This is a genomic window from Paenibacillus naphthalenovorans (genome assembly GCF_900099895.1).
GTDB lineage: Bacteria > Bacillota > Bacilli > Paenibacillales > NBRC-103111 > Paenibacillus_G > Paenibacillus_G naphthalenovorans.
The window spans coordinates 238,797-263,576 of the sequence record NZ_FNDY01000004.1 but is presented as its reverse complement, the minus strand read 5'-3'; the positions used below and the strand labels follow the sequence as shown (position 1 = coordinate 263,576).

At 52.3% G+C, this 24,780-nt stretch carries 24 protein-coding genes; 14 read left to right on the top strand and 10 right to left on the bottom strand.

What is annotated here, in order from left to right:
- The first annotated feature begins 4 nt into the window (after nt 1–4).
- The gene (gene hxlB / locus BLT35_RS06595; protein ID WP_054817166.1) at nt 5–562 is read left to right on the top strand and encodes a 6-phospho-3-hexuloisomerase; all 558 of its coding nucleotides are present in this window, start codon (nt 5–7) and stop codon (nt 560–562) included.
- 620 nt (nt 563–1,182) lie between these two features.
- Here hxlB and BLT35_RS06590 read toward each other — a convergent pair.
- The 7 genes from BLT35_RS06590 to urtA all read right to left on the bottom strand — a co-directional run bounded on the left by BLT35_RS06590 (nt 1,183) and on the right by urtA (nt 8,054).
- The gene (locus BLT35_RS06590) at nt 1,183–1,788 is read right to left on the bottom strand and encodes a hypothetical protein (protein WP_139170775.1); all 606 of its coding nucleotides are present in this window, start codon (nt 1,786–1,788) and stop codon (nt 1,183–1,185) included.
- Nucleotides 1,789–2,056: 268 nt separating this feature from the next.
- Nucleotides 2,057–2,569 carry a spore coat protein GerQ gene (gene gerQ, locus BLT35_RS06585; protein WP_074727332.1) on the bottom strand — a complete coding sequence of 171 codons (513 nt, stop codon included), beginning with the start codon at nt 2,567–2,569 and terminating at the stop codon, nt 2,057–2,059.
- A gap of 451 nt (nt 2,570–3,020) precedes the next feature.
- Complete coding sequence (urtE, locus tag BLT35_RS06580; protein WP_074727331.1) at nt 3,021–3,740, bottom strand: urea ABC transporter ATP-binding subunit UrtE; 720 nt, start codon at nt 3,738–3,740, stop codon at nt 3,021–3,023.
- Nucleotides 3,733–4,530, bottom strand: a complete 798-nt coding sequence (gene urtD / locus BLT35_RS06575) for an urea ABC transporter ATP-binding protein UrtD (RefSeq protein ID WP_062406675.1) — start codon at nt 4,528–4,530, stop codon at nt 3,733–3,735. Before urtD ends, urtE begins: the two co-directional genes overlap by 8 nt.
- Before the next feature lie 7 nt (nt 4,531–4,537).
- A complete protein-coding gene (gene urtC / locus BLT35_RS06570) occupies nt 4,538–5,656 on the bottom strand; it encodes an urea ABC transporter permease subunit UrtC (RefSeq protein WP_062406677.1) in 1,119 nt (372 codons plus the stop codon).
- A 54-nt stretch (nt 5,657–5,710) separates the two neighbouring features.
- Nucleotides 5,711–6,616 carry an urea ABC transporter permease subunit UrtB gene (urtB, locus tag BLT35_RS06565; protein WP_062406679.1) on the bottom strand — a complete coding sequence of 302 codons (906 nt, stop codon included), beginning with the start codon at nt 6,614–6,616 and terminating at the stop codon, nt 5,711–5,713.
- Nucleotides 6,617–6,776: 160 nt separating this feature from the next.
- Nucleotides 6,777–8,054 carry an urea ABC transporter substrate-binding protein gene (gene urtA, locus BLT35_RS06560; protein ID WP_074727330.1) on the bottom strand — a complete coding sequence of 426 codons (1,278 nt, stop codon included), beginning with the start codon at nt 8,052–8,054 and terminating at the stop codon, nt 6,777–6,779.
- 291 nt (nt 8,055–8,345) lie between these two features.
- Here urtA and BLT35_RS06555 point away from each other — a divergent pair, with 291 nt between their 5' ends.
- From BLT35_RS06555 to BLT35_RS06515, 9 genes are all read left to right on the top strand, one after another.
- Nucleotides 8,346–8,651, top strand: a complete 306-nt coding sequence (locus BLT35_RS06555) for an urease subunit gamma (protein WP_062406683.1) — start codon at nt 8,346–8,348, stop codon at nt 8,649–8,651.
- A 75-nt stretch (nt 8,652–8,726) separates the two neighbouring features.
- Nucleotides 8,727–9,092 carry an urease subunit beta gene (locus BLT35_RS06550; RefSeq protein WP_054817063.1) on the top strand — a complete coding sequence of 122 codons (366 nt, stop codon included), beginning with the start codon at nt 8,727–8,729 and terminating at the stop codon, nt 9,090–9,092.
- 9 nt (nt 9,093–9,101) lie between these two features.
- On the top strand, nt 9,102–10,823 hold the full coding sequence (gene ureC / locus BLT35_RS06545; RefSeq protein ID WP_217437329.1) for an urease subunit alpha: 1,722 nt from the start codon (nt 9,102–9,104) through the stop codon (nt 10,821–10,823).
- A gap of 35 nt (nt 10,824–10,858) precedes the next feature.
- A complete protein-coding gene (locus BLT35_RS06540) occupies nt 10,859–11,560 on the top strand; it encodes an urease accessory protein UreF (protein ID WP_074727328.1) in 702 nt (233 codons plus the stop codon).
- Between the two features lie 52 nt (nt 11,561–11,612).
- A complete protein-coding gene (ureG, locus tag BLT35_RS06535; protein WP_074727327.1) occupies nt 11,613–12,275 on the top strand; it encodes an urease accessory protein UreG in 663 nt (220 codons plus the stop codon).
- The gene (locus tag BLT35_RS06530; RefSeq protein WP_074727326.1) at nt 12,268–13,110 is read left to right on the top strand and encodes an urease accessory protein UreD; all 843 of its coding nucleotides are present in this window, start codon (nt 12,268–12,270) and stop codon (nt 13,108–13,110) included. Before ureG ends, BLT35_RS06530 begins: the two co-directional genes overlap by 8 nt.
- 273 nt (nt 13,111–13,383) lie before the next feature.
- A complete protein-coding gene (gene cyoE, locus BLT35_RS06525) occupies nt 13,384–14,319 on the top strand; it encodes a heme o synthase (RefSeq protein ID WP_074727325.1) in 936 nt (311 codons plus the stop codon).
- Between the two features lie 86 nt (nt 14,320–14,405).
- A complete protein-coding gene (locus BLT35_RS06520; protein ID WP_062410815.1) occupies nt 14,406–15,014 on the top strand; it encodes an SCO family protein in 609 nt (202 codons plus the stop codon).
- A gap of 36 nt (nt 15,015–15,050) precedes the next feature.
- Nucleotides 15,051–15,977: an AEC family transporter gene (locus tag BLT35_RS06515; RefSeq protein WP_062406693.1), complete on the top strand. Its 927-nt coding sequence runs from the start codon at nt 15,051–15,053 to the stop codon at nt 15,975–15,977.
- Between the two features lie 18 nt (nt 15,978–15,995).
- Here the strand turns inward: BLT35_RS06515 and BLT35_RS06510 are convergent, their stop codons facing one another.
- From BLT35_RS06510 to BLT35_RS06495, 3 genes are all read right to left on the bottom strand, one after another.
- On the bottom strand, nt 15,996–16,355 hold the full coding sequence (locus tag BLT35_RS06510) for a toprim domain-containing protein (protein ID WP_054817066.1): 360 nt from the start codon (nt 16,353–16,355) through the stop codon (nt 15,996–15,998).
- 256 nt (nt 16,356–16,611) lie between these two features.
- A complete protein-coding gene (locus BLT35_RS06505; protein ID WP_074727324.1) occupies nt 16,612–18,216 on the bottom strand; it encodes an S-layer homology domain-containing protein in 1,605 nt (534 codons plus the stop codon).
- A gap of 551 nt (nt 18,217–18,767) precedes the next feature.
- Entirely contained in the window at nt 18,768–19,931 is a 1,164-nt protein-coding gene (locus BLT35_RS06495; protein ID WP_062406699.1) for an MFS transporter, read from the bottom strand.
- 247 nt (nt 19,932–20,178) lie between these two features.
- Between BLT35_RS06495 and BLT35_RS06490 the strand changes: the two genes are divergently transcribed.
- From BLT35_RS06490 to BLT35_RS06475, 4 genes are all read left to right on the top strand, one after another.
- The gene (locus BLT35_RS06490) at nt 20,179–20,613 is read left to right on the top strand and encodes a hypothetical protein (RefSeq protein WP_054817167.1); all 435 of its coding nucleotides are present in this window, start codon (nt 20,179–20,181) and stop codon (nt 20,611–20,613) included.
- 40 nt (nt 20,614–20,653) lie between these two features.
- Nucleotides 20,654–21,811 carry a transglutaminase domain-containing protein gene (locus BLT35_RS06485; protein WP_074727322.1) on the top strand — a complete coding sequence of 386 codons (1,158 nt, stop codon included), beginning with the start codon at nt 20,654–20,656 and terminating at the stop codon, nt 21,809–21,811.
- Nucleotides 21,812–21,926: 115 nt separating this feature from the next.
- The gene (locus tag BLT35_RS06480) at nt 21,927–22,640 is read left to right on the top strand and encodes an HAD-IA family hydrolase (RefSeq protein WP_062406710.1); all 714 of its coding nucleotides are present in this window, start codon (nt 21,927–21,929) and stop codon (nt 22,638–22,640) included.
- A gap of 67 nt (nt 22,641–22,707) precedes the next feature.
- Nucleotides 22,708–24,762 carry a peptidoglycan D,D-transpeptidase FtsI family protein gene (locus BLT35_RS06475; protein WP_062406712.1) on the top strand — a complete coding sequence of 685 codons (2,055 nt, stop codon included), beginning with the start codon at nt 22,708–22,710 and terminating at the stop codon, nt 24,760–24,762.
- Nucleotides 24,763–24,780: the final 18 nt, after the last annotated feature.

Genomic DNA, 24,780 nt, shown 5'->3' with positions numbered 1-24,780 from the left:
CATTATGCAAACGACGCAGTATTTTGCCAAGATCATTCAAGAGTTGGAGCGTTCGGTAAACCTTATCGCCGATGAACAAGCGGAAAAGCTGTCGAAAGGAATCCTTGAATCCAGGAAAATTTTCGTGGCTGGAGCAGGCCGGTCCGGACTGATGATGAAGTCCTTCGCGATGCGGCTGATGCAAATGGGCTTTGAAGCTTATGTCGTTGGCGAAACCGTAACTCCCAACCTGGAAAAAGGGGACCTGTTCATCATCGGTTCCGGTTCGGGAGAGACGAAAAGCTTGGTGCCTATGGCTCAGAAAGCCAAAAGCCTGGAGGGAACCGTCGCGACGATCACGATTTCCCCGGATTCGACCATCGGGACTTTATCGGATATCATCGTGAAATTGCCGGGTTCGCCCAAAGACCGGTCGGACGGGGGCTACATCACCATCCAGCCGATGGGAGCTTTATTCGAGCAGACGCTGTTATTATTTTGCGATGCCGTCATATTGAAGCTGATGGAGAAGAAGGGATTGGACTCCGGAACCATGTTTGGCCGACATGCCAATCTGGAGTAGGCATTTTTTTTACTGGACTATATCGTAAATCCCATATTGAACTGTACCGGCGGTTTGGGGCCGGTACAGTTTTTTTCATATCCCCGGAAGCATGAAGGGGAAGGATAATGTGTCCGAGCACGGCCAACATGTGGTTATGGATAACGATTTGATGGAGCCGTTAATTATCCGTTAGATCCGTTGTGATTCTGCGAAGATTTTGCTGGATGACAGGGGTATCGATAACATCTTCATCCATCACGGTATTCACATTGTTGTGCATAATATTCATTCCCTTATGCCTGTCCCCCATGTTATTTTTTCGGTGGCGATCCAGCCGGGCTGATGTTCTCCCCTGCGGAGACGGTAGCATCCCGGTTTAAGGAATTGACGTTAAGCATATGGTCTGAATAACGATATGCCGAACAGGCAGCTCCAGCGGTAACTTCTCCTGTTTATAAGTTATGAAAAACCTGGCCAATGGCCAGGCTCTTATCCGGATCTGCACTTTCGTGCACAGCTGTACTGGTCGCACGATCCCCGGTTCACGCCTCAACGCCGGCTGCTGTGCTGAAATTCAGCCTAATGGCAGCCTCTGATGAGAAAGCGCCCTCTGCGCCGACTCCACAACCTTATAATGTCTAGCCTTTGTTACGCTGAACGCCTTGAGTGCTGCGGGTACCCCGGGCACCTCGGGTACGGTGGGTGCCTGAAGTGCCTTGGGTACGGCGGGAGTCTTGATAGCCAGGAGCGCCCTGGTAGCCAGGAGTGCCTTGGTAGCCGTAATAGACGTCCTGAGTGTTCTGTGGACCTTGGGAGCCCGGATTGGCCGGGTAACCGTAATATCCATCCTGATTGTTTCGCGTGCCTTGGTATCCTGGAATGCCCTGATAGCCGTAATAAACGTCCTGGTTGCTTTGCGGACCTTGGGAGCCGTGAAAGTCGCGTGTGCTCCTTCCTCCTTGAACCCCCTGCGTGCCGTGGGCACCCCGGGTACGATTGGAGTCTTGATAGCCTGGAGTACCCTGATAACCGTATTCGACGTCCTGTATACCTTGGGAGCCTTGGGAGTTATGAATGCCATGCGACTTTCGCTTACTTTTTTTGTAATTATGAGCCCCTTTGGTTTTTCGAATTACTCGAGTACCGTGAGCATCGCTTGTATTTCTACGCTTTTTGATTTTCTTTCTCTTGCCGCTTATGGAGCTTAGTTGGATTGCCCCTTTGCCTAATTTTCGATTTTTCATATTTATGCCTCCTTTATTTGATAGTGTAGGATATGAATCGGCTCATTGTTTTGATAGGGATATAGATTTAGTTTTTAAAAAAAAGAAGCTGCCTGAATCATCGGGACAGGAAACGAAGACCCGGGCCAACGCCGGTTAGTACTTGTGTGAAGAAGTCTCCATTGGAGCTATATTATAAGAAGAACGGTTTTTTCTTATGCCCAAACCAAACAGCCAGGGGACCGCCCCGCAGTCATAACGACTTATGGGACAATCCCCTGGCTCCGGTTTATCGGGCCGAAGGTGCAGGTGCCGTGTACGGATAAGTATACTGAAGCTCCTCGTCGAAGGTAACATAATCGAGGTTGACCATCAGAAGCAGATAGCGCGTTCCCGTCTGTGGATCGCTGATAATGATGTGGTCACGGCCGGCCGCTTCAATTCTGCCCTTGAAGATTTTGGCGTTCCATTGAGAGTTGTTCTCGTAAGTCATGTAGAACGTACCGATTTTGCCAAGATTCAGGCGCAATATATTCTCGATGAAAGATTGCTCGAGCGGGAGCTGCCCCATAGACCCCGGTGCTCCTATAGGTGCGGCGGACGGCGCGCCCAACGGAGAAATCAGTCCCCCGGCTTGAACGTTGGGCTGACTCCATTGCTGAACGCCAAGTGTGGCCGCCGGAACGTTCGCCTGCAGCAATGGCTGGACGTTAGGCTGTACCGCCGCAGGAGCGGGACCGTAGTTCGGAATGCCGTAACCGCCATAGGGACTTACACCTGTTTTATTAGGATTGCTGTACATAGTTGAATAAAACCTCCTTCAGATGCTCGCAGCTTTGCTGCTGGATTCATGCTAAATCATAGACAGACACCAGCCCCGAAAGGGGAAGAAGCAATCGTTCCCGAAACAGGCCCGTCAGTGGCGGGCGGACTTCATTACCTGGAACTGGCCTAACGGGAAGGAATAAAGGTAACGGGCGTCCGGCTGATTTTCGTTGCAGAACAGCCATATCGGAGTGGGATTACTTCTTGCTTCGCGGGCTTAGGCTCATGCACAATCCATTGTATGGAGTAGGCTGTAGTTTGGTGACACATGATAAGGATTGTTTTGATAAATCCAAAAAGCAAGGAGGAGCAGCGGACCATCAGTCCGTTACCCCTCCCGCTTGATTGAGACATAAGCCGCCGGCAGATGATGGCGCCAACAATGAGCAAGGGATAAAAAAGACCCGCGGGTCAAATCTTCCCGCGGTTCATACGGCCAGGTGCCTGCGCACCTGCTCCTCACTAAGCGTATCGGAGCTTCCCTCGGCGACGATGGTGCCCTTATCCAGCACATAGCAATAGTCGGCGATGCTTGTTGCGAATGTCAGGCTTTGTTCGACCAGCAGTACAGCCATCTGCTTGTCGTCCTTAATCGATTCGATTACGCATTCGATATCCAGCACGATGGACGGCTGGATGCCTTCCATCGGTTCGTCAAGCAGGAGAAGCTTCGGCTCGGAAACGAGCGCGCGGGCGATGGACAACTGCTGCTGCTGACCGCCGCTCAGGTCCCCGCCTTTGCGGTACAGCATTTCCTTCAGCACAGGGAATTTCTCATATACCGATTCCGGAATGCCCGCTTTACGTACCTTGGCGCTCGCGGCCTCCAGTCCCAGCAGGAGATTTTGCTCTACGGTGAGCTGCGGGAAGATGTCCCGGCCCTGCGGAACATAACCGATTCCCGCCCGCGCACGGCGATCCGGCGATCGGGACGTATAATCGTGTCCGGCGTAGCGGATCGTTCCCTTCTTCGGCTTGATTAGGCCCATGATCGTTTTCATCAGTGTCGTTTTGCCTACGCCGTTGCGTCCCATAAGACACACGACCTGGCCGGGCTCTACTTTCAGCGACACATCCCGCAGGATCATGCTTTCGCCATACCCGGCTTCAAGGCCTGTCAGCTCCAATTTCCCGTCAGCTTCAATCATGCCGTTCGCCCCGCTTTCCCAGATAAACTTCGGCCACTTTATCGTCTTCCTGAATATCCTGCATCGATCCTTCGCGAAGTACGGTACCTTCATGCATGACGGTCACCGTTTTGGCGAATCGGCGCACGAATTCCATGTCGTGCTCCACCACGACCACGGTTTGACGGCTGTTGATGCGGTGCAGCAGCTCGCCGGTTTTTTCCGTCTCGCTGTCGGTCATGCCGGCCGCCGGCTCGTCGAGAAGCAGCAGCTCCGGCTCCTGAATGAGCAGCATGCCAATCTCGAGCCACTGCTTTTCACCGTGAGAGAGCGAGCCTGCCTTATCTTTAGCCTTGCCCGCCAGACCGATCATCTCCAGATCCTGCTGAAGCCTGGAGCGCTGCTCCTTTGTCGTCTTCGCGAGCAGCGTACTGAGCAGACCGCGCTTCTGGCGCATGGACAACAGCATATTTTCCTCCACTGTCAGCGTCCCGAAGATCGAAGGAGCTTGAAACTTCCTGCCGATGCCCAGCTGAGCGATTTGGTGCTCCTGGTATTTGGACAAATCGGTTTGTCCTTTGAACAGCACCTTGCCTTTGGACGGTTTAACCTTGCCGCAGAGCACGTCGAGAAGCGTCGTTTTGCCGGCGCCATTAGGGCCTATCAAAAACCGGAGCTCACCGGCTTCAAGAGAAAAGTTCAGTCCGCGAATGGCTTTGAATCCGTCAAAGCTGACCTCCAGCTCCTCCACGCGGATAATCGGAGTCCGTGCGTTTATTCTGGGTGAAGTTTCGTTATACGGCATCGCCATTACCTCCTTATTGCGGTTTTTCGAGTTCGGTGTAGCCCAGCGGTCCGGGAGCGGGAACGGCTGCTGTTGGCGCGAGTGCCTGTCTGCTCCGGCCCCATTTTTCAAACAAATCCTTGAGGGTTCCGACAATACCTTTGGGCAGGAAAAGGGTAACGACGATAAACATGGCCCCCATTATAATCGGCCACCATTCCGGATAAGCTTCGCTGAACGTCGTTTTGGCGGCATTGGCGGCGATAGCTCCGATGACGGCTCCGTAGATGGTGGCACGGCCGCCGACCGCTACCCAGAGGACCATTTCGATGGAGGGAACGATGCCCATCTGTGCCGGAGAGATGATGCCTTCCTGCAGGATGAACAGCATCCCTGCCAGCCCGGCCAGCCCTGCGGAGACGCAGTATATGAACACTTTATAGGCTACGGGATTGTAGCCGATGAAGCGGACGCGGTTCTCGGCATCGCGCACGGCAACCAATATTTTGCCGAGGCGGCTCCCGGCGAGCCACAGGCAGAGCAGCAGCGTGAGGCCCAGAACGACTACCGTGACATAGTAGAGCGCAAGCTTCGTGGAAGACTCGCCGAGCTTCAGCCCCAAGAAGGTATCGAAGCCGGTCAACCCGTTCGTTCCGCCGATCCATCCCTGTTGACCGACGAATAGAGTGACGGTGATGATCACAAGCGCTTGGGACAAAATGGAGAAAAAAGCACCGCGGATCCGATTGCGGAACGTGAGGTAACCGAGCACGAAGGCGACCGCCATCGGCACGATCAAAGCCAGCGCTACCGCCGCGCCTGCGGATTGAAACGGCACCCAAAACCACGGAAGTGTTTCAACGCCGCTCCACGACATAAAATCCGGCAGCCCGCCCTGGGAGGCGGCGAGCTTCAGATGCATCGCCATGCCATAGGCGCCGAGTCCGAAATATACGCCGTGTCCCAGGCTGAGAATGCCCGTATAGCCCCAGATCAGGTCAAGCCCCATGGCCAGAATGGCGAAGGCGAGAAATTTACCCAGCAGCCCGAGCCGGAATTCCGATAAAAACATAGGCGAAAGCAGCATGACGGCAAGTAAGACGAGACTGAGGGCAATTTTTATTTTCGTATTGCTGATGGACAACAAAGTCATGGTCCAGCACTCCTTTGCTTGGTTTGTTGCGGGGGCGGCCTATGGGCCGCAGCATTAATCAAGCGCCCGTGATTTCATGGTGGCGAGTCCGGACGGCTTCCACTGCAGGAACGCAATAATCAGCGTGAACACAATGACCTTCCCGAGGGTGGCGCTGGTGGTATACTCGAATGCCGTGCTCAGGACTCCGATGCCGAGCGCTCCTGCCACCGTGCCGATCAGCTTGCCGATGCCCCCGAGAACAACGACCATAAAAGCGTCGACGATGTAATAGGTCCCAATCGAAGGACCGATCGGCCCGAGCAGGGTCAGTGCACAGCCGGCGATACCGGCCATGCCGGAGCCAAGGGCGAATCCGAGGCCGTCGATCCGCTGGGTTGAAATGCCGAGGCAGGAGGCCATGCTTCGGTTCTGCATGACGGCCTGCATGCTGCGGCCGCCCCGGGTATGGTACAAGTAAAGGTATATTGCCGTCATGCAAACGATGACGAGGCCGATAATAAACAATCGTTTATAAGGAAGGGTCAATTCGGCGGTGAGCGCAAGGCCGCCTTCGAGCCACTCCGGGGCTTTCACGGCAACGTTCGGGGCGCCGAAGATAGTCCGGGCCAACTGCTGCAGCACAAGGCTGACGCCCCATGTCGCCAGCAGGCTGTCGAGCGGACGGCCGTACAGGTAGCGGATCAGCGCTTTCTCGAGCAGCCAGCCGATGGCCGCCGCAACGGCAAAAGCCACAAACAGCGAAAGCACGAAATAATAGCCGAAAGCCGAAGGCGGCAGCGCTTTTTGGAACAGCTGCTGAATCATATAGGCCATATAGGCGCCGATCATGATGAATTCGCCGTGAGCCATGTTGATGATGTTCATCAAGCCGAAGGTGATGGCAAGCCCGAGTGCGATCAAAAGCAAAATGGAGCTGAGCGAAATGCCGTTGAACAATTGAAGCAGGAGCAAGCTCATGGAATAACCTCCCTTTCCTTGACAAGGAGTGTATGTCGGAAAACAGAGGACTGCCTTCAGGCAGTCCCCGATATCGTTAAAACAACAGAAAAGCGGAATTTGGATTCGGAGAAATATGAAATAGGGACGTTCATTTTAGAATGATTACCGTTGGAGGTTTTTATTTCTTCGTCACTTCCGCTCCCCATGGGTAGGTGGTAAGGAACGGATCCGGCTTGACCGGTTGCCCGGAGTTCCACACCTCTTTGAACTGTCCGTCCGCCTGGATTTGACCGATGCGCACCGTTTTGTAGACATGCTGATTGTCGCCGTCGATCTTTACTTTACCGCCCGGAGCGTTGAACTCAAGTCCTTTGGCCGCTTCCCTGACTTTATCCGCCTGGAAGGACCCGGCTTTCTTCACGGCTTCGGCCCAAAGATAGACGCCGAAATAGCCTGCCTCGATTGGGTCGCCCGTTACGCGGTCATTGCCGTATTTGGCTTTGTATGCTTCCACGAATTTGGTATTCTCGGGGGTATTCGTGGTTTGAAAATAATTCCACGCCGCGTAATGGCCCTCGAGCACGGAGGCTCCGATGCCGCGGATTTCTTCTTCGGCCACGCTGACAGACAACGTGGTTAGGTCCTGGGCGGTAATGCCCGCGTCTTTCAGCTGTTTGAAGAAGGCCACGTTGCTGTCGCCGTTCAATGTGTTGAATACAACGTCCGGCTTATCCTTCTTGATTTTGCTGATGATCGTATTGTAATCGGTATGTCCGAGTGGCGTGTATTCTTCTGCGATCAGCGTGCCGCCCTCCGCCTTCAGCTGTTCCTTGATGATTTTGTTAGCCGTTCTCGGAAAGACATAGTCGGAGCCGAGCAGGAAGAACTTCTTGCCTTTGTTCTGCAGCAGCCACGTAACCGCCGGTACAATTTGTTGGTTCGTCGTCGCTCCGGTGTAGAAAATATTAGGGGATGCCTCCAGGCCCTCATATTGAACCCGATAGAAGAAAAGTCCTTTATTTTGCTCCACAACGGGAAGAACCGCCTTGCGGCTGGCCGATGTCCAACCGCCGAAGATGACGACGGCTTTATCCTTCTGCAGCAATTTCTTCGTTTTCTCGGCGAATGTCGGCCAGTCGGATGCTCCATCTTCCACGATGGGTTTGAGCTGCTTGCCCAGCACGCCGCCCGCCTGATTAATTTCCTCGATCGCCATGATTGTAGAGTCGCGAACGGATACTTCACTGATGGACATGGTACCTGTCAAGGAGTGAAGCACGCCTACGGGAACGGTGTTGTCGCCGCTATCCTTAGGGGCTTCCGAGCTGGTTCCGGGTGCGGTTCCGGAGTCCGGGGCTGTCGCCGGAGCGGACCCCGAGGCGCAGCCAGCTAACAATACAGCGAGCGAGAGACTGACGGTCATGAGAACTGATAAACTTTTCTGAATTGGTTTCATTTGATTCACTCCCCCAAATTTTGGATTTTGTGAGCTACATGCCTAATCATATTCAAATGTCATTTGAGTGTCAATATAAATAACATAATTTTGAGGTTATTAAAATTTTTGCTGTGAATAAGCCGATAATGTAAGATTTTATATTTCAATTCAAGTAAAAAAAAGGTAAAATACATATTTTCATTCTGGATTTATGTAATAAAAATTTACATAAAATATTTACACTCGCACAAATCGCGAATATAATAAACCTATTGAGACGGTAATATTCGTGTTTTTAGGAGGTGTAACATGTACCTGACGGAAAGGGAGAAGGAAAAGCTGCTCATTACCGTGGCGGCCGACGTGGCCCGCAGGCGGCTTGCCCGCGGCGTCAAGCTGAACTACCCCGAAAGCGTGGCGCTGATTACCTCGGAAATTATGGAGGGCGCCCGGGATGGCATGACGGTGGCCCAACTCATGCAGTTTGGCACCACGATTTTGAAAGCCGGGCAAGTCATGGAAGGCGTTCCGGAGATGATTCATGAAGTGCAGGTGGAGGCGACGTTTCCGGACGGGACGAAGCTGGTCACAGTTCATCAGCCGATCCGGCGCTAACGGGCGCTTGATCCATGACATTCATATTAGCCGTATTTCAATATCATTAATGATCTCGAAGAGAGGGGAATGGCTATGGTACCTGGAGAATATCGGGTAAAAGCCGGATCGATCGAGTTGAACGCGGGGAAAGAAAAATCGGACCTCATCGTCATCAATACCGGAGATCGGCCTGTTCAAGTAGGATCGCATTACCATTTTTTTGAAGTGAACCGCGCACTTCGATTTGATCGGCAGCAAGCGTTCGGCATGCGGTTGGATATCCCCGCGGGCACGGCCGTCCGGTTCGAGCCGGGAGAGGAAAAGCCCGTCAAGCTCGTCGAACTGGGGGGTGAGAAGCTTTCCTACGGTTTGAACGGATTATCCAAAGGGAAAGTGCGGCGGGGTCATCTTCCGGAACCGATTCGCATAAATCTGACCGAGTGGGAGGAGGGCCTCTAGGTGGCTGAGATGGATCGAAAATCGTACGCCCTTATGTTCGGACCCACCGTCGGGGATGCCGTCAGGCTGGCGGATACGGATCTGTGGGCGGAAATTGAACGCGATTTCACCGTCTATGGCGAGGAATGCAAATTCGGCGGGGGAAAGGTGATTCGCGACGGTATGGGGCAATCGAGCCGGCATACGCGCAATCAAGGTGTGCTCGATACCCTCATTACGAATGCGGTGATTATTGATCACAGCGGGATTGTGAAAGCCGATATCGGGATCAAAGACGGTATCATTGTCGGCATAGGCAAAGCGGGTAATCCGGATCTGATGGATGGTGTGCATCCGAACATGATTGTCGGGGCTTCGACAGAAGTGATAGCGGGCGAAGGCAAGATTATCACGGCCGGCGGCATCGACACGCATATCCATTATATCTGCCCGCAGCAGATCGAGACGGCGCTGGCGTCAGGAATAACGACCATGATCGGAGGAGGCACCGGGCCTGCGGCGGGGACGAGCGCCACAACGTGCACGCCCGGCGCATGGCACATGCACCGGATGCTTGAGGCGGCGGAGGCGTTCCCGATGAACCTTGGCTTCACCGGCAAAGGCAATGCCTCGTTTCCCGGGCCCTTGATCGAGCAGGTGGAGGCGGGAGCTATCGGACTCAAACTACATGAAGATTGGGGAACGACCCCTGCTGCGATCGACGCCTGCCTGAACGTAGCCGACCGCTACGATATTCAGGTGGCGATTCATACGGATACGCTCAACGAATCCGGATTTGTGGAAGATACGATCAAGGCGATCGGCGGACGTACCATTCATACGTACCATACGGAAGGCGCGGGCGGGGGCCATGCGCCGGATATCATCCGCATCGCTTCCGAATTGAACGTGCTGCCTTCATCCACTAACCCGACACGTCCCTATACGGTGAACACCGTGGAAGAACATCTCGACATGCTGATGGTATGCCACCATCTGGACAGCCGTATTCCCGAGGACGTCGCCTTCGCCGATTCCAGAATCCGGCCGGAGACGATCGCTGCCGAAGACATTCTTCACGATCTTGGCGTGTTCAGCATCATTAGCTCGGATTCTCAAGCTATGGGCAGGGTGGGCGAGGTTATCACCCGGACGTGGCAGACGGCGGACAAAATGAAGAAGCAACGCGGATATTTGGCCGCGCCGGGCGAGCAGGATGCTTCGCCCAAGGACAACGATAATTTCCGCATCAAGCGTTATGTGGCCAAGTATACGATCAACCCGGCGATTACGCACGGCATCTCGCATTTGGTCGGTTCGGTGGAACCCGGGAAGCTGGCGGACCTGGTGGTGTGGAGCCCGGCATTCTTCGGCGTAAAGCCGGATATGGTGCTGAAAGGCGGGATGATCGCTTACGCGCAAATGGGTGACCCGAACGCTTCGATACCTACGCCGCAGCCCGTTTTCGGAAGGCCGATGTTCGGTGCTTACGGCCGGGCGCTGAATCGCTGCGTGACGTTCGTTTCCCAAGCGGCTTACGACGCGGGAGTGCATCATCAGCTCGGTCTTCAAAAGCGGATTGAGCCGGTGCGCGGCTGCCGCAGCATTACCAAAAGGGATATGATTCACAACGGTGAAACCCCTTTGATCGACGTCAATCCCGAGACTTATGAAGTGAAGGTCGACGGGAAAGTCATTAGCTGTGAACCCGTCAGCGAGCTGCCGATGGCACAGCGTTACTTTTTATTTTAATCATGTAGGCTTATGAGCAAGGAGGCAGCCGCGGCATGGAGAACAGCCAGACATTATCATGGCTTGCCTATACGCAGCTATTGGACTCGGCGTTGCCGATCGGGGGGTTCTCCCATTCGTTCGGTTTGGAGACGATGGTGCAGGAGGGCAGAATCGCAGGACTGCACCAGCTGCAGGAGTACATTGAGAGCATGCTGTTTCACAGCTGGGCGCCGGTTGATGCGTTAGCCGTCAAGGCCGTCTACACGCTTGCCCCTGAGCAGCGCTGGGAGGAGCTTTGGCTCGTTGACAAGACGCAGCATGTCCAGCGGGCAGCGATGGAGACGAGGGACGGCGCAGCCAAAATGGGGCGCAGGCTGTATCAGCTCGTCCGTGCTATGTATCCGCAGCTTGGGTGGGAGCCGCTGAATGAAGCTGTCACGTCGGGGAAGTGCATCGGTACCCATCCGCTCATTCACGGTTGGATCAGCCTGCGGCTTGGGATTCCTCTGACCATGGCGGCTGAAGGGTATTTATACGCTTCCGTGATGACTTGCATCAACAGCGGACTGCGGCTGATGTCCATCGGTCAAACGGACGGTCAGCGGCTGCTCGCAGCGTTGGTTCCGTCCATTCAGGCGGCTTGGCGGCAGTGTGAGACGCTGGACCCGATAGAGGACGGCTTCGGAAGCGTTCCTTATGCGGATATTGCCATGATGCGTCACGAGAGCTTGTATTCGCGGTTGTTCATGTCTTAATGCCATGATATTCGATATATCCATTACGTATTATTTGAAGGAGGGCTTTGCTATGTGTCAGGGAGGAGTGCATCATCACCATCATTGGGAAACGCCGGAGAAAAGGTCCTTGGAGCGTCCGCTGCGGATCGGAATCGGAGGTCCCGTCGGCTCCGGCAAAACGGCGCTTGTAGAGCGTCTGGCCAGAAAGCTGAACGAACGATACAGCATTGCGGTCATCACCAACGATATTTATACGAAGGAAGATGCAGACATCCTGATTCGTTCCGAGGCGCTGCCGCCCGAACGTATTATCGGCGTGGAAACGGGCGGATGCCCGCATACGGCGATTCGCGAGGATGCATCGATGAATTTTGAAGCGATTGAAGAACTGGAACGCCGGTTTTCCCGTCTCGATATCATTTTCATCGAAAGCGGAGGGGATAATCTGGCGGCGGCCTTCAGCCCCGAACTGGTGGATCGCTTCATCTATATTATCGACGTGGCGCAGGGAGAGAAAATTCCGCGCAAAGGCGGACCCGGCATCATCCGCTCGGATATGCTGATCATTAACAAGATTGACTTGGCCCCTCACGTAGGCGCCTCATTAAAGGTGATGGAGGAGGATACGATCCGGATGCGCGGCGACAAGCCGTTCGTGTTCTCCAATCTGTTCGACGGCCAAGGGCTGGACGACATCGTCCATTGGGTCGAGCATCAATACAGCCATGCCTGAGGTGACCGGTTCCGTTAACGCCGAATTTACGGCGAAAGGCGGAAGCACGCAGCTTCAACGCCATACCCATGCTTATCCGTTAAAAATTGCCAAAACCTTCCCGTTCGAAGGGCAGCTTGGTGTATACCTCATGGATGCGTCTCCCGGCGTAATGGCGGGGGACCGGTATGAGCTGGTTTGGCGATTCGGCGAGAACACGAATGTTTTCGTGACGAATCAGTCTTATACGAAGGTGCATCCTTCGAAGAAGGACGGCGGCGCCCGACTGAACCCGAGTGCACAGAGCCAGAGCCTGTCTCTTCACCGCGGGGCTTACGTGGAGTACATGCCTGAGCCCTTGATGCTGTACAAGGATGCATCGTTTGCGAGCGACATGACGGTTCAGATGGAAGAGGGAGCGTCTTTATTCCTTAGTGATATCGTTTGCCCGGGCCGGACGCATCGCGGAGAAGTGTTTCATTATGAGCGGTATCAGAGCCGATTGACGGTCCGGTATGGAAACGAGTTAATTTTCAGCACGAAGCAGCGTGTGGAGCCTCAGCTGCAAGTACCGCGGCAAATCGCGCGCTGGGATTCTCACACTCATACGGGAACGCTGTATTTATTCTCGGAAAGGGTCAACGCAAACGTGGCAGAAGCATTGCGCGAACGGTTGGCACAGCAAGATTCCTTGCGCCCCGGGCTATACTACGGCATAAGCTTGACCTACAAATTCGGCTTAGCGGTCAGCGTGCTTGGGGTTCGCGTCTACGAAATCGAAGCGCTGCTTAAGGAAGCGTGGACCTTCCTGCGCTCAGAAGTTTTCAACCGAAATCCGCTGTTCGCTCCCAAGTGATAGGGCGTAGCTTGTTTATAGTACTTTTACTCCTGGAGATGGTGCAAATGCCGTCTCCTTTTCTCATTTTATCTTCCTTTGTTAGCCATACCCCTTTTTGATTTTTTCCTCCCGGTACTAAAATATTCTACCCTTCGCCGGTTTCGACAATATTTTGAACACCTGGGTCTGTTTGTTGTCAATTGGTCTGCAGGTTGTTATTATTAAGGGGATGTTTATGCGTGAAGAATCAAGGACTCACTAAAGACTCTTCGCACGAGGAGGTTTAATCAAGTGAAGGAACAGGTAACCTTGGAGCTGGGTACGGAGGCGGCTGCTGCGGTTGAATCACCGGCGAGCGAATCTGCAAGCTGGAAGGATTTTGTTCAACTGGCCAAGCCGGGTATATTGTTTTCCAACTCCATTACGGCCTTTGGCGGCTTTTGGGTCGCATCAGGCTGGCATGTCGATTGGATGAAACTGATATTCACACTGCTTGGAACCGCGCTCGTGATGGCTTCCGGTTGTGTGCTCAATAACTATCTGGATCGCGATATGGACACCAAAATGGAACGGACGCAGAAGAGGGCTTTGGCTGCCGGAAGGATTTCTCCTCAAACGGTACTGTGGTACGGCATCACTTTGGGAATTATCGGACTGTCTGTGCTTTGGTTTTTGGCTAATCCGATCGCGGCGCTGCTTGGTCTCATCGGACTGTTCGTCTACGTGTGGATTTATACGGCCTGGTTTAAACGGACCTCGGTATGGAGTACGGTTGTCGGCAGCTTCTCCGGAGCGGTTCCTCCGGTCATCGGCTATTGCGCCGTCAACCCGCAGCTCGATGCCGGAGCTATTGTTTTGTTCGGCATTTTGTTCCTATGGCAGCCGCCGCACTTCTGGGCGCTCGGCATCCGTCGGATGGAAGAGTATCGCGCTGCCGGATTTCCTTTGCTTCCGGTGGTGAAAGGGACGTATATTACCAAGATGGCGATGATTCGCTACATCGTCCTGCTCGTTCCGTTTTCTCTGCTGCTCTATCTTTTCGGTTATGTCGGGTCGCTTTATTTCTACGCTGCAACTGTTTTGGGGCTGTATTGGGCTTTTATAAGCCTGAATGGATTTAAGGCCGAAGACGAAGTGCAGTGGGCGAAAAAAACGTTTATTTTCTCCATTAATTATTTGATCCTGTTGTTTATTGCAATGGTGATCAGCACGACCCCTCTACCGTAATCGTCATATACGTACTGGGTTGAAGTTATAATCCCATGGCACCTGGGGCCTGGGATTTATTTTTTATAGAAGAAAGGGTGGGTATCATGCAAAAAAACGGCTTTAAAATCATCGTTGTGGTATTATTGATCGGCCTGATCGCTACCTTTGCCTATATGCTGCTCAAAGGGCCGGAGCAAGAAATAGGCGTACTCAAAAAAGCGCCGGAATTTACGCTGGAAAATCTGGATGGGAAGCAGGTCTCGCTGGCGGATACGGCTGGAAAAGCGAAGCTCATTTATTTTTATTTCTCCACCTGTCCGGATGTATGTATTCCGACAACTTATACGCTTTCCAAGATTCAGGACGTTCTGATCAAGAAGGGCGCTTTTCCGGACAAAACGGTTCTTATGTCGATTACATTCGATCCGGACAGAGATACGCCTGAGCGCTTAAAAGAATTCTCGCAGCGGTACCACGCAGATTACCGGGGCTGGTATTTTTTGCGCGGCAACCAGGATGAGGTAATCAAGCTGGCCAGCGATTATGGCGTGATGGTCGTTAAGGATCCGGGGGGCGAGACCTATACGCACGGCAACTTATTTTTGCTGGTGGACGGTAAAGGCGACCTCCGTACCTACTACAGCGGTCATGATGAGAATCTGGATATAGAAAAAGTGGCTGACGACCTGATCCAAATCAGTAAAGATAAGTAAGCCATTTATGGAAGGGCACCGGGGGTCAGCGCCTGCATGAGTTATTTTTGGTATATTTTATTGAACAACGTCGTTCCATTAACGGTGATGATCGCGATCGGCGTTGTTTTATACCGCGCATTCAAGCTGGATATCAAGACGCTCTCCAAGCTGAATTTTTATTTGTTTTCACCGGCCATTATTTTTAAAATGCTTTACGAATCATCGATATCTTTAGTCATACTAGGGCAAACGCTGCTCTTTTTCTTTCTGTTTTTTGCATTGATGTTTATCCTGGCCGAGATCGTGATCCGCCTCCGCCGCTACCAAGGGGGCATGATCCCGGCCATGCGCAATACCGTTATTTTCTACAATAGCGCAAACTACGGGGTTCCGCTCAATCAACTTGTGTTTGTAGGGGACCCTTTTACGCTGTCGATTCAAATTATCATCATGATGATGCAAAGCTTGCTGCCGAATACATATGGAATTTACTCCGTTAATGCTTCGAAGCGCAACGATATGAGAAAAACGCTTCGAACGATTATGACGCTTCCGGTCATTTATATCATTCCCTTGGCGTTTTTAATGAAAGGATTGGATATTCCCGTACCGGGACCGATCTATGCACCGATCAATTATATCTCAAATGCTTTTATTGCCACGGCTTTGATAACATTGGGTGTTCAGCTTGGCAGCATGAAGTGGGAGCTTAATTTCTCGGACGTCATGCTGGCCAATGTGCTCCGGCTGCTGATCGGACCCGCCGTAGGCTTTGGAATCGTTATGGCGATGGGGATCGAGGGAGTGATGGCTCAGGCGCTGGTCCTTTCGTGTGCAGTGCCGTCTTCGCTAAGCAGTGTGCTGATCGCCGTTGAATACGACAACGAGCCTGAGTTTACTTCACAAGTGGTCTTTTCATCGACGGTCTTTAGTATTTTCACGGTAACTTCCGTTATTTATTTTATTAGCTTTATGACATAATGAGGCGGAAGATTTGGTTTAAAACTTTTCAGAGCCAGGGATTGTGGGCGGATACACGATATACTCATCGAGCCCGGCCTTTTCCAATTGCTGAATTAAATATTCGTCAGGCGTCCCTTCCACGCCGGCATAGCCGCGTTTTGTGTAAATTTGCTCCGCATCGGGAAACACATCCCTTAGAATGGCTCGAATTTTTTTGCCGGAGGAATCGTTATCGGTGAACAAATAAACGTATCGGTCGCCAATTTTCTTTGTTAGAGATTCCAGCCGCTCTGTGTTGAGCGAACCGAACGTGCAAACAATAAGAATGTCGTCCGTCAACAGACGCTTAAGTCTGTTTTTGTCGTTTTTTCCCTCCACGATAATGGCGATAGACATCGAATCCCTCCGTTTCAAGGTGATGAGGTGCTCTGTAATTGTAGTATATCTGTTTTTGGCTCCCTGTCCAAACCCGTGTCGTTATTTCCCGGGAAAAGTAGAAGGAGACAAGCAACCGTTTTTATAGCGTGCAGAAAAGGCCTGACTTGATGTCAGGTCTTTTGATATAGGAAAAATATTCTAGATTCGGGTTAAGACAAAGACCTGGCCGCCAGCAGCCAGGTCTTTGTCTTTGGAGAGTGGTTATTTGTGTAATTTATTTGTTGATGAAGTTGGCTCTTTCGAGCAAACGTTTCAGCATGGTAGCGGATTGTGCGCGGGTAGCCTGTTCACGGGCGCCCAGCGTATTCTCCGTCATACCGTCGACGATGCCTGCTTCAATGGCTGTCGCCAATTCATTTTTTGCCCATACGATCGTATGGGAGTCGACGAATTTCTCGAGCAGTTGAGCCTGTCTCTGCTCGGAAACGGCCGGCTTCGCGCCAGCATAGGCCAGAGCGCGAACAACCATCGCCGCCAGCTCTTCACGATTGATTGTAGCGTTCGGACGGAACGTGCCGTCTTCATAGCCGTCAATCAGCTTGGCGGCTGCCGCGGCTTTTACGACGCCAGAATACCAAGCGCCGGAAGCCACGTCGCTAAACGGGCTGCTGCCGCTGCCGGTAGCTTCAAGACCCAAGGACCGGACAACGAGCGCCGCGAATTCTGCACGGGTAATGCTGCGCTCCGGTTCAAAGGTCGTATTGGTTACGCCGTCAACCACCAGCTTGTTCGCCAGCAACTGGATGTAGCCTTGCGCCCAGTGACCGGAAATATCGTTAAAGGATTTGTTCATTTCGATGGCCGCGTAAATACTGCTGCCGTTGCGTTTCAGAACAGCTTGATTGCCTGAGAATAGAGCTGGAACGAAGCTCAGCCGGTTCGCCGACGTGTTGAACAGCACACCGGTCGTTTTGGATGGATCAACCGTTTTATTCAATGGAAGAATCCGGCTTAAATAATGGTTGCCCAAGTCAAGCGCCGCCGTTTGGTTGTTGCTGCCCTGACCTACGATGTTGAAGTCCACCACAGGGCTTACCAGTTTGCCGCCAATCGCATTCGCCGCAGAGGCTACGCGGTCGATCAGCGCTTGTTCGGCCCGGGCAATGCTTACCTTGATGTTCAAATCGTTTACGGCAACGGAAACCTTGCCTGCAAGGTCCTCCAGCTTCAGCACATTCAACGGAATGTTGTACGAGCCGTTGTCATTTTTAACGATCAGCAGCTTCTTGGGGTTCGCTGTAAAGCTTGTCAGTGCTTTTGCCGGAACCAGCACAAAGGTCCCGTTCAATGTCAACGTCACCGTGTCATACTTATCGAACGAGTTTTTCAATTGGTCGGCATGAACGGAACCGTCAGCTGGAACGCTGATGTTCCCGGAAGGGCTTGTGCTTTCGCCGCCTCCCCCACCGCCGCCACCGCCAGGGCTTGATCCGGAATCATCGTCGCTCGTATCACGGTAAACGGTTTGATATACGGACTCATTGACCGTAAAGCCTACAGGACCGTAAAGATTAATGTAATTAAAATTACCAAGGTTAGACAGATTGAGGTTGTAGTGATATCTGCCGTACACGTCGTCATATACGCTGTATGTAGCGGTGGTGACACCAATCTGTTTTCCGCTCGGATCATACGCGTATACGGTAGGGGTAACACCCGGTTCATACACGTCGGTATATACCGAACCGGATACCGAACCGTTGCGATACGTACCAACCTGGAATCCTGAAGCCGCAAAAGCAAGCACTGGCATCAGGATAGAGATGATCAGCATCGTCGCGGTTACTTGGGCTGCTTTTTGAAGAACAGCAGGCTTCATGCGGTTATCACTCCCTTACAGATTTTGCAAATAGTGAGAACGGGTATTGCAGTGAGCAGGTTTCATCCCGCGGTGCAATTCACCTCCTTGTTTTCCTAAAATCCCATTACAAAGGGTTCGAAACAGACATCTGAGTTTATGTCCGTTTGGCCAAAACTAGGGGGCGGTCAGGTCCGTCATTCCTATGTTTTTACCCGGATCGGACTGGACCGGTCCCCATGGAACCATTTAGCTCTCCCTTTAACGTTGGAAACGCATACAAAGTTGCGCTGTTTTTTGAAATACGGACTAATGAACCATCAATTCGGGACTGCAGTAGCGAAAAATAGGCGGATGTGATCCGCAGGCCCGATAATGGAATTGCCTTTTGAAACAGGATGCTGCGAAAAACAATGCCTATCGCGGATTTTGCCGAGCGGTGTCAAAGACGGTCGTCCGATTCATTTTACCGTTATAGTAATAAAGACCATCCGCTTGACGGACGGTCCTTTATTGGAATACACGTATGAATACGGTCTCCTAAGAGGCGGAAATGCAGCAAGCTGCTAGTCTTAAACTTTGAGCGGAGAGGCGAACGCACGAAAGGGAAGGACGGAAAGCGCCAGCATCAAACAGAGGAAGGCGATAAAATAAGGCGACATGTACGTGCGAATGTAGCCTGCTGCCAGAGGGCCGATAAAAGCGCCGATGGAGTAGGAAATCGACAGCAGCGAAAAGACGCGTCCGTAACGGTTGGAACTGGTGACCGCAGCAAGCACGGAAGCGATCGCAGGGAATATGACGCCTTTTGCCATTCCGATCAGGAACAGCGAGGCATGCATGGGCAGCGGCCAATGGACCGACATGCCGAAAAAAATGAGCGCAAGAGCCAGGCTGCCCAGCGATGTACGCAGTACGGGAGATATCCGGCTCAAAAACAGCATGCTCAGCGTCACCAGCGCGCCCAGACTGACCAGAGAGAAAAATACTCCCGAGGTTAGAATGGACCCTTGCGTCTCTTTCATGAGAGGAAGCTCGAAAAACAGGATTCCCTGGGAGCAGGAAATGGCTAAAGGCACAGCGTAAAACAACCATGGAATCGTGCCGGCTCCTCCCTGGGCCATTTCCGGAAGCGGGCCTTCAAGATGGTCTCTGCCTTGAGGAAACAGCTTGGCTGCCGTTTGTTTGTACTGTTTTTCATTCACGCCGATCCATGCCAAAATTCCGGTGATAATGAGACCCCAACCCAGAAACGTAAAGGACTGGGCAAATCCGAATTTTGCGACAAGATAGGCTCCTGCGGCCGGACTGAGTACGGAAGCAAACGTATGAACCATGCCGTTGCCTGCCATCAGCTTGCCTTGCTGCACCCGGTCCTTGGCGATTTTGGCAAGAAGAGACAAACAGGCAGGGGATAGAAAAGCCAGTACGAAGCCGCTGATGGAACGGATGATCAAGAGCTCCCACGGGTCGGTCACACGCGATTGAATCAACAGCACGATTCCTGCTACAATCAGGCTGAATACAATAAAACCCTTGCTGCCGTAACGATCGACGCCATAACCGGCAATCAAGTTTCCCGGCAAGTGTGTGATGGAGTAGACGCCCAAGATCAAGCCTATGAAGGACGGTGCTGCACCGAGGGAGATGGCGAACGGGGAGAGGATCGGATACTGCGCATGCAGATCGAAAAAAGCAACGAACATGAACAGATAGAGCCATACGGCGGTTTTCATTGAAATCACCTCGCATCGATTAGAAGTGGCTGTCCCTCAGCCTGTCACTCTATACGTTTACGTTCGGGGTAAAACGGATAGTACAAGTATTTTGGAACTCCGGCCAGTTGTGAGACGAGATGGAACGCAAGCTCGCCCAACTGCGTAAAAAAAGAGATGAAGAAAAAGAGACCGTTGGTGTATGATGAGGAAATAGTCCGACATTATGATGGCTAAAAGAGACGCAAGGAATGAAGGGGGCAACGGGATGGATTTTATTTCGACATTTTTGGCGGAGCGCTGGTTTGTCATCTTAGGGGCGCTGATAGTACTTTTTATTGTTGTAGCCGTGGTGAAGACGGTTGTAAAATGGGTTATTGTGCTGGCGCTGCTGGCCGGCTTGTTCTTCTACGGGGCAAGCTATAAAGATCAGCTGCTGGAGCTTGGTTCGACGATGGGCGCCAAGGTCGCGGAGGAAGCCAAGGCCCAGGCGATGAAAGTCATAACGGAGGAAGCCAAGGACGCAAAATACACACAAAACCCGGACGGTTCTTATACGGTCGCAACCAAGAGCGTGAGGCTGGACGGCAAGCTTGGCGAGAATAGCGTCCAAGTGACCTTTATGAACCAGACCTTTACGTTAAAACTGGATGATCTCACCAAGGGGCTCATTGAACAGGCAAAGAAAAATGCAGGACTTTAATACCGGAGTTTAAGCCTCAGGTCGGAAGGAGGGAGTGCGTTTGAACGGTCTGGAACAGCTTACGGCAATTAATCTGATCACAGTACTCATTGCGGCCACTTTTATCGTTTCGGTCATTCAGGGGCTTTACCGCGGCGCTTCCTCGTCCGCCAGACATTTGGCGGTGATGGTGACTGAAGGGGTCGTTATCCTGATAAGCCTGTATGCGGCTTGGCAATTGGCCTCTTGGCTGTCGCCCCGGTTTCAGGCTTGGCTTGTCGGGCTCGGGCTGCAGATTCCTCAACGGGAGCTGGGATTTTGGGAGCAGATTTATTACACCGTGATTACCGGAGTAAGAGACTTTTCCTTGCTCAGGTTTAGCGTGCTGTTCGTATTAGGCTACGGCATCGCCAAACAGCTGGTCTGCCTGATCATCGACCCGCTGGCAAACCTGTGGATGTCGGAGCGGCGGCGGTTGGGCCCCGAAGGAGATGCGCGCACCGCTCCCACGCTGTTCAGCAGTTTGATCGGCAGCATCATCGGAGCAGTAACCGGGTTGGGGCGCAGTCTTCTGATGATTGCCGCATTCTTTATCGTTACGACACTGTTTCCGCAAACTCCGATTTCCGGGTATATTCAAGATTCGTTATTATATCAGAAGGGCGCCAAGGAAGTGATTCAGCCGGTTACAGGCGATTTCTTCTCCAGCCGGCTTCCCGTATTTACACGGGCGGTTGAGGAGGAATTCACCAACATCCTGCAGCGAAAATATGAGTTGGTGGATGCGGCCGTTCCGAATGACATTGCGGAGGCTGCCAGGCATGTAACGGCAAATGCCAAGACGGATGAAGAAAAGGCCAAACTTTTGTACCGTTGGGTAGGAACGCGTATCAAATATGACTGGGATAAGGTACGTTTGTATGAGGAGCGGCGGATATGGAAGGAGCAGACGCCCGCAGATACGTTTAGCACCAGAAGAGGGGTCTGCATCGATTTCTCCAGACTGTACGCCGTTATGGCCAGGTCCGTGGGGCTCGACGTGAAGGTGGTTACGGGACTCGGCTATGACGGCCGCGGCGGCTATGGGCCGCACGCCTGGAACGAGGTATTCTTGTCGGAGAAGAAGGAATGGGTGCCGCTCGACTCTACGTGGGTGGCCAGCGGAGGAAATTGGTTCAACCCTCCGAATTTTCACGAAACGCATATCAAGGATAGTTAAGTATCCATATCAAGCCGGAGGATCGCCGATCGGACGATTTCTTCGGCTTTTTTCATAAGAGAAGTTTGTGGTACACTTGTAACGGAAGGCTCAAACTAAACAGGAGGGCGTCAAAATGCTGCCGCACAAAACATTGGATCAGTATAAGGCCGTTTTTTTCGATGTGGGCGATACATTATTGACGATCCCGGCTGCCAGAGTGATTATGCAGCAGTTTTTGGCAAGCCGTTCGTTTCATCGCGGGGAAGAACGAATCGGTGAACTTTTTACCGAGGCATTTCGTCTGTTTTATTACGGAAAACAGATAGATCCGTTCGAGGTTTGTACGCCTGAGTCCGATCGTGCTTTCTGGATGAAGCTGTACCGTTACATATTGCAGCATTTGGGCGTAGAAGAAGAGCGCTGGACGGAAGAGCAGATCCATGCTTGCTGCCACGAGCTTTATGACCTGTTCACTTCGCCTGAGCACTACGCGTTGTTCGAAGATGTGAAGGAATGTATGGCGGCTTTGAAGAATCGGGGCCTGCGGCTCGGCATTATATCGAATTTCGCCCCGACACTGCGTTCCATTTTGGAGCATAAAGGCATATTGCACTATTTCGATCCGGTCATCGTGTCTACGGAGGTCGGCCTGGAGAAGCCGGACCCGGCGATATTCCGCCTTTCTCTGGAACGTTCGGGCCTCGCTGCAGAGGACGTTCTTTATGTAGGCGATCATGATTTGAATGATATTTGGGCCCCTGCGCAGGCAGGCATCGATGCCGTCAAAATTAAGCGATACGACTATCATACCGGTGACGGAATATATTCTCTCCGCGAGCTGCTTTAGGTTCGCAAGCTGCAAAGCACTATACAGCAAAGAAGCAATGGAGCAAAGCAAAGGAGCACCAAAGGAAATGAAAAAGCCCATCGGGATGGATGACCCGCAAAAACAGGAAATCAGCAAACGCCGCAATTTTACATTTCGCATCAATCTGTTCTTTTTCTTTACTTTTTTCCTGTTTTCCGTACTGATCGTCAGGCTGGCGATGCTTCAATTCGTTGAAGGCAAGGAGCTGCAGGCGGAAAAAGCGAAGATCAACAAAGCGAATACGCCGATCCCGCCAATCCGCGGCAATATCTATGACCGGATGGGAGCGCCGATCGCTTACACCACTTCTACGCAATCGCTCTATTTTCGCATTGAGCAGGACCAGCCGCAGGACGAAGTCATTGCACTTGCCCATAAGCTGGCCGATATTTTCGCCAAATTCGGGAGCCCCGACGCACCGAAGATGACAGCGGAAAATATCATCATTGAGATGGATGTGGGGTATGACCTGAACAAGAACAAAGTGACGGCTCCAAGCTACTTTTCGGTTCCGCGGCGCATCAAATCCGGACTGACGCCGGACGAAATGGCCTACATTCTCGAGCACCGGGATGAGCTGAAGTGGATCGAAATCATGGAGGAAAGCATCCGGCTTTACGACCAGGAGACCATTGCCGTGCAGCTGGTTGGTTATATGCGTCCCTTCTCCAGAGCAAGGGAAGCGAAATACGGATTAAGCTTCTATAAGGACAAAACGAAGACGGAAGGATACATGGATACGGAATACGTCGGTTATGACGGCATTGAACTCATGTATCAGGAGCAGCTGCGGGGACAGAACGGGATGAAATCTTATCCGGTTAACGCCCAGCACAAAATTATCGGACCCGTAGAGATCACCAAGCCTGTCAAGGGCAACAATCTTTTCCTGTCTATCGACCGCAGCGTTCAGCTGACGACAGAGCAGGCGATTATGGACCATATCAAATATTTGAAGAGTCCGGAAGCCCGCGCTAACCCTTATATCGCCAAAGGGAGAAATGCGGTTGCCGGATATGCCGTCGCCATGGAGGTTGAAACGGGAAAAGTCGTCGCCATGGCCAGCATGCCCGATTATGATCCGAGCGTATGGGCAGGAGGCATTCCGCAAAGCGAGTATGACCGGATACAACCGTACGTGAATAACGGAACGATTACAACGGCCTATCCGGATTATCCGACCAAGGAAGAGCGGGATAAGCATCCAACCTCCATCGTTTATATGGGATCGGTTATTAAACCGCTATCGGTTCTGATCGGGTTAAACGAAGGGCTATTCACGACAAGCACCAAGTACCCCGATACCGGTGTATTCACCTACGGGAGAGACAACAGCGCAAGACTGCGTAACTCCGACGGTAAAGCCTGGGGACTGATCAACGCTACGCAAGCCATTCAATATTCGTCCAACACGTTCATGTCTGCGATGATCGGCAACGCTTTGTATATGAGAAACGGTAACAAAGCGATCGAAATCTGGGACCAATATCTGGCTAAGTTCGGTCTTGGGGTATTGACGGGAAGCGGATTGCCCAAGGAATACGAGGGCTTAAGCGAGTATAAAACAAACACAAGAGAAAGCCCGCAGCAGCGTATGGTTTTTGCCTCCTGGGGCCAAAATGAAAAATACACGACGCTTCAGCTGGCACAGTATGCAACGACGCTGGCTACGCGCGGACAGCGGCTGCAGCCGCTGCTTGTAGACCGGATTGAAACCTACGAAGGGCAGCTGGTAAAAGAATTCAATGAAAAGGTCGTGCTGGATCAAAGCGAATTCCCCAAGGCGTATTGGGATGCGGTAATCAAAGGGATGGAGAACGTCGGCGTACAAGGCTTTTCGGATTTCCCTTACAAGTTTGCAAGAAAAACCGGTACGTCCACACAGGTCGTCGGGGGCAAGGAAGTCGATAACGCCGTATTTATTGCTTTCGCTCCCTTGGATAAACCGAAGCTTGCGGTCGCCGTTGTCGTGCCCGAAGGCGGTTATGGTGCTTACGGCGCCGCACCGATTGCGCGCAAAATATTCGACGCTTACGATCAAAAATATGGTCTTGACGGCGTGCCTAAGGGACCTACAGGGACTGCAAATGCGCAGCAATAAAACCATTTCGGCATCTCC